The sequence below is a fragment of the Alitibacter langaaensis DSM 22999 genome, assembly GCF_003096995.1.
Taxonomy (GTDB): Bacteria; Pseudomonadota; Gammaproteobacteria; order Enterobacterales; family Pasteurellaceae; genus Exercitatus; species Exercitatus langaaensis.
The window spans coordinates 1-5,064 of the sequence record NZ_QENU01000028.1 but is presented as its reverse complement, the minus strand read 5'-3'; the positions used below and the strand labels follow the sequence as shown (position 1 = coordinate 5,064).

5 protein-coding genes, 1 rRNA gene and 1 pseudogene are annotated in these 5,064 nt (G+C 40.0%); 5 read left to right on the top strand and 2 right to left on the bottom strand.

The window, feature by feature from the left end:
- Nucleotides 1–101, bottom strand: a pseudogene (locus C8D76_RS09845) (IS1595 family transposase); the annotation flags it as partial.
- Between the two features lie 137 nt (nt 102–238).
- Between C8D76_RS09845 and gloA the strand changes: the two are divergent.
- From gloA to C8D76_RS09820, 5 genes are all read left to right on the top strand, one after another.
- The gene (gloA, locus tag C8D76_RS09840; protein ID WP_116632590.1) at nt 239–646 is read left to right on the top strand and encodes a lactoylglutathione lyase; all 408 of its coding nucleotides are present in this window, start codon (nt 239–241) and stop codon (nt 644–646) included.
- A 2-nt stretch (nt 647–648) separates the two neighbouring features.
- The gene (gene rnt / locus C8D76_RS09835; RefSeq protein ID WP_116632589.1) at nt 649–1,323 is read left to right on the top strand and encodes a ribonuclease T; all 675 of its coding nucleotides are present in this window, start codon (nt 649–651) and stop codon (nt 1,321–1,323) included.
- A 95-nt stretch (nt 1,324–1,418) separates the two neighbouring features.
- Nucleotides 1,419–2,774, top strand: coding sequence for a Na+/H+ antiporter family protein (locus C8D76_RS09830; protein ID WP_116632588.1), 1,356 nt, complete (start codon nt 1,419–1,421; stop codon nt 2,772–2,774).
- A gap of 54 nt (nt 2,775–2,828) precedes the next feature.
- A complete protein-coding gene (gene priC, locus C8D76_RS09825) occupies nt 2,829–3,404 on the top strand; it encodes a primosomal replication protein PriC (RefSeq protein ID WP_116632587.1) in 576 nt (191 codons plus the stop codon).
- Between the two features lie 57 nt (nt 3,405–3,461).
- Complete coding sequence (locus C8D76_RS09820) at nt 3,462–4,340, top strand: D-alanyl-D-alanine carboxypeptidase family protein (RefSeq protein ID WP_116632586.1); 879 nt, start codon at nt 3,462–3,464, stop codon at nt 4,338–4,340.
- Between the two features lie 634 nt (nt 4,341–4,974).
- Here C8D76_RS09820 and rrf read toward each other — a convergent pair.
- Nucleotides 4,975–5,064: ribosomal RNA gene (gene rrf / locus C8D76_RS09810) — 5S ribosomal RNA — on the bottom strand; the annotation flags it as partial.

The window sequence follows — 5,064 nt, the reverse complement described above, 5'->3', positions numbered from 1 at the left end:
CCAAGTAAATCTGCAGCTGAGCGAGCCGTGACTTCTAGCACAAAAAATTCAAGTAATTTTCTCTGTATAGATTTCTTTAGTTTACAATGAGTTATCTTCATTTTTGTAGATTAGCATAGTACCTAATCTACGTCAGCCCCAATTTTTTAGTGAAATAGGATCGTACATTGCGATACTTCTTATCTTGCTGATTCTATGGCATAATTGACCGCACTTTTATGCCGAACTTGGAGAGATTATGCGGATTTTACACACAATGTTACGTGTTGGCGACTTAGCACGTTCTATCAAATTCTATCAAGATGTATTGGGAATGCGTTTATTGCGCACCAGTGAAAACCCAGAATATAAATATTCATTGGCTTTTTTAGGCTATGACGATGAAGATAAATCGGCAGTGCTTGAATTAACTTATAACTGGGGCGTAAGCGAATATGAATTGGGTAGCGCATTTGGGCATATCGCCATCGGCGTTGATGATATTTATGCAACTTGTGAAGCTGTCAAAGCTAACGGCGGCAAAGTAACCCGCGAAGCTGGTCCTGTGAAAGGGGGCACGACTGTCATTGCCTTTGTGGAAGATCCTGACGGTTATAAAATTGAATTTATCGAAAACAAGCAGGCTAAAGCCGCGTTAGGTAACTAAGCGTGACTGAAACGACAATTGAAACACCCGATTATCATTTATTAAAAAATCGCTTTCGTGGCTATTATCCCGTTATTATTGATGTGGAAACAGCAGGGCTAAACTGTCAAACTGACGGTTTGCTTGAGCTTGCTGCGATTACTGTCAAAATGGATGAAAATGGCAATTTGGTGCCCGATCAAACCTATCATTGTCATATCAAACCCTTTGAAGGCGCGGGCATTAATCCTGAATCCATGAAAATTAATGGTATTGATCTCAATAATCCATTACGCCAAGAAATTGCCATATCGGAATTGGATGCCATTACGGGATTATTTCAAATGGTGCGCCGTGGACAAAAAGCCGCGGGCTGCCAACGTTCGATCATCGTGGCGCATAATGCTGCATTCGATCAGGGTTTTGTCATGGCGGCGGCTGAGCGTACGGGTGTTAAACGCAATCCATTTCATCCGTTTGGCAGTTTTGATACGGCGACATTAAGCGGTTTAATGTTTGGGCAGACTGTGTTAGTGAAAGCTTGCCAAGCCGCTCGAATTCCCTTTGATGGCAAACAAGCACATTCAGCGTTATACGACACCGAACGCACCGCAGAATTATTCTGCTATATGGTCAATCATTTGAAAGCATTGGGCGGTTTTCCGCATATTGCAAAATCTGATGAAAGTCATGCATAACGCTTAAACTTTCGCTAGCAAAGACAATGAAAAAAACATACGCGATTTTGACCGCACTTTTATGATTACATTTACTCTTAACCTAAGGAAATACTATGTTAACTAATGCAGTTGTGATTTCAATTATCGTACTACTGGCATTAAGCCTATTGCGCATTAACGTGGTCATTGCATTGATCATTGCCGCACTAACAGCGGGCTTAACCGGTGGGCTTGGCATTTCAAAAACGATCGAAACCTTTACCGGCGGACTCGGTGGTGGTGCTGAAGTCGCGATGAATTACGCCATTCTCGGCGCATTTGCGGTGGCAATCTCTAAATCAGGGATTACTGATTTACTCGCCTATAAAGTGATTAAACGCTTAGGCAAAACGCCAAGTGGGCAATCCGTGTCGGGCTTTAAATACTTTATTTTAGCGGTTTTACTTGCCTTTGCCATTTCATCACAAAATTTACTTCCAGTGCATATTGCCTTTATTCCAATTGTGGTGCCGCCATTATTGAGCATTTTCAATCGATTGAAAATTGACCGCCGTGCGGTTGCCTGTGTTTTAACATTTGGTTTAACCGCGACTTATATGTATTTGCCAGTGGGTTTCGGTAAAATTTTTATCGAAAGTATCTTGGTGAAAAATATTAATGAAGCAGGCGCATCGCTAGGTTTACACACATCAGTGAGTGAAGTTTCAATGGCAATGACCATTCCGGTTATTGGTATGGCATTAGGTTTGCTCACCGCGATTTTCATCACTTACCGCAAGCCTCGTGAATATATTGTTCAAACCGCAGAACCGACTACCGCAGACATTGAACAGCATATTGCGAATATTAAACCTTTCCATATTTGGGTCAGTCTCGCAGCGATTATTATTACATTTGCGCTACAATTATTTACCAGCTCAACAATTATTGCAGGGCTAGCTGGCTTAGTTATTTTTGCAATCTTCGGCATTTTCCGCCTAAAAGAAAGCAATGATATCTTCCAACAAGGCTTGCGCTTAATGGCGATGATTGGCTTTGTGATGATTGCGGCTTCAGGTTTCGCGGCCGTCATTAATGCAACGGGCGGCGTCAATGAACTGGTTAATACGTTCAGCCAAGGCTTAGGGCAAGATAACAAAGGCTTAGCGGCACTCTTAATGTTAATCGTAGGCTTATTTATTACGATGGGTATTGGTTCTTCTTTCTCTACCGTGCCAATTATTACGTCCATTTATGTGCCACTTTGCTTAGCCGTTGGATTCTCGCCATTGGCGACGGTTTCTATTGTGGGCGTTTCTGCCGCCTTAGGTGATGCTGGTTCACCCGCCTCTGACTCAACACTCGGCCCAACATCGGGTTTGAATGTCGATGGCAAACATGATCATATTTGGGACAGTGTCGTGCCAACCTTTATTCACTACAATATCCCATTAATCATTTTCGGCTGGATTGCCGCAATGACCCTATAAAACACCATCCCCCACTCGTTGGGGGATTTTTATAATTCGGGAAAGCATCGCATAATGTCAAACCATATTTCTCTTTTAAATCAGCTTATTGAATCCGTTGAACAACTTCAATCTCGCTATCATTCGCAATCCGAGCAAATCATTTATACAAAATTTGCGCCATTGCTGTTCAGCGAGAATTATCAACCGACAAAATTCTATCTAAACGAGCTGAATCATACACTCAGCCAACTTCAGCAACTGAATAAAAATGACATTGCGCAATTTGCCTTTTTTAGTGAAAAACTTTTGGCACAATGCACCGCACTTAGCGAAGCGTTAGATAAATCTCAATTCCAATCCAGCCAAAGTGCGGTCAATTTTCCGAAAGTTTTAAACACCCGAGAGCAACGGCGACAAGAAATAGAACAGCTGCCCCCGCGTGAACGTTTAGATAAATATTACGAAGCGCTCAAAGCCTTAAATGACAAATTAAACGAACAGAAAGATCAACTTAAACAAAGCCAAGACTTAGCCGCACAAAATAGTTACAGCGATTTAATTAAACAAACTCGCCAACGACGCCAACGTTGCTTAGAGGCGATCGAAGTCTTAGAAGAATATTTGGCATTTAAGGATGCGCAAGAATAGCCCACGGTTGAAAAAACTGCTAAAATGCGCACGCTTATTTTTTGCTCGGTGTAGATTATGTTAAAAAAATTTCTTGCTATTACAGCCTTGTTCCCTTCTGTGGCTATGGCGCAATCCTATGTAGTATACGACTTCACGCATGATCGTGTGCTGGAAAGCCGCGCTGCTAATAATGTGCAACCAATCGCTTCAGTCACTAAATTGATGACGGCAAATATTTTTTTAGAAAATAATAAGAACAAAAACTGTAAACAATCAATCACACCAGAAGATAATGATTATATTAAGGGCACAAGCACAAAATTACCGAAATACACGCCCATGTCATGTAATGAATTGCTCAAAGCAATGTTAGTCCACTCGGATAACTATGCGGCCCATGCACTTTCACGTTCTGCGGGAATGACTCGTGCTCAATTTATCCAAAAAATGAATGAGAAAGCCAGAGAACTGGGTATGCGTTCAACCCGCTTTGCCGATAGCTCAGGTTTATCAAGCGGCAATGTATCGAGCGCAATGGATTTAGTGAAATTAGCCAAATACTCTTTAAATAAACCGCAAATTCAAGCCTTATCAAATACAACAGCCACTTATATTCGTGCGGGCTCGCATAATATTTACGTAAAAAATACGAATAAACTCGTCCGTGAAGAAATATTTGCCGCTGCAATCAATAAAACAGGTTATATTCTTGAATCAGGCTATAATTTAGTTTTCATCAATAAAAAACAATGTAATCATAATACGATCGGAGTGATTTCATTAAATAATGTGAGTTCAGCTAACCGTTCAAGTTTCACAAAAACAAAACTAAAACAATATGGTTGCCCAGCATTAAATGATCATGAATTATACGCCTCCGCCGACGATGCCTTATACGAAGAAGGCTATGATGAAGCCGCCTTTGATCAACTCATTCAAAGGGTAGCAAATTAACTTTATATTTTTATAAAATTTCCTAAATTTTCGCCGCACTTTTTTATAACCTTAACTTGTTAAACCCTCAATGATTTAAAGTTGTAATAAATCTTGCAATCTAGGAATTAAAGATTTGACGGTAGATACTTTTATCACGGCTGTAATTATGTGTTAGTCAAGTTGCATTAATCCCCAATAATCCGCTTTATATTTCTTAAACCTAAGCCATAGGCTATCCCATTCATTATTCTTTATGTCCCAATATTCTAAACATTAACAGTACAAATATTTCCAATATAAATTTAACCTTTCCCTAGTCTAAGTCAGCCCTTTTCATTTTACCCTAAAAAAGTGCGGTCATTTTCCCTAAAATTTCTATTATTTCTATCTCTGGTATTTCTATTTCTAACTGAGTTTTAAAATAAATAAAAGAGATGAATACTAATCTTATTTCATCACCCATTACTCATTACTCATTACTCATTACTCATTACTCATTACTCATTACTCATTACTCATTACTCATTACTCATTACTCATTACTCATTACTCATTACTCATCATTTATTCTCTGCCCTTTTTGCGTTTTATAACAACAAAAAAAAGCCCCAGCATTCCTGCTAGGGCTTCTGCCTCTCGGCTATAATATAATACCTGGCGGTGACCTACTCTCACATGGGGAATCCCCACACTACCATCGGCGTTACGGCGTTTCACTTCTGAGTTCGGCATGGGGTCAGGT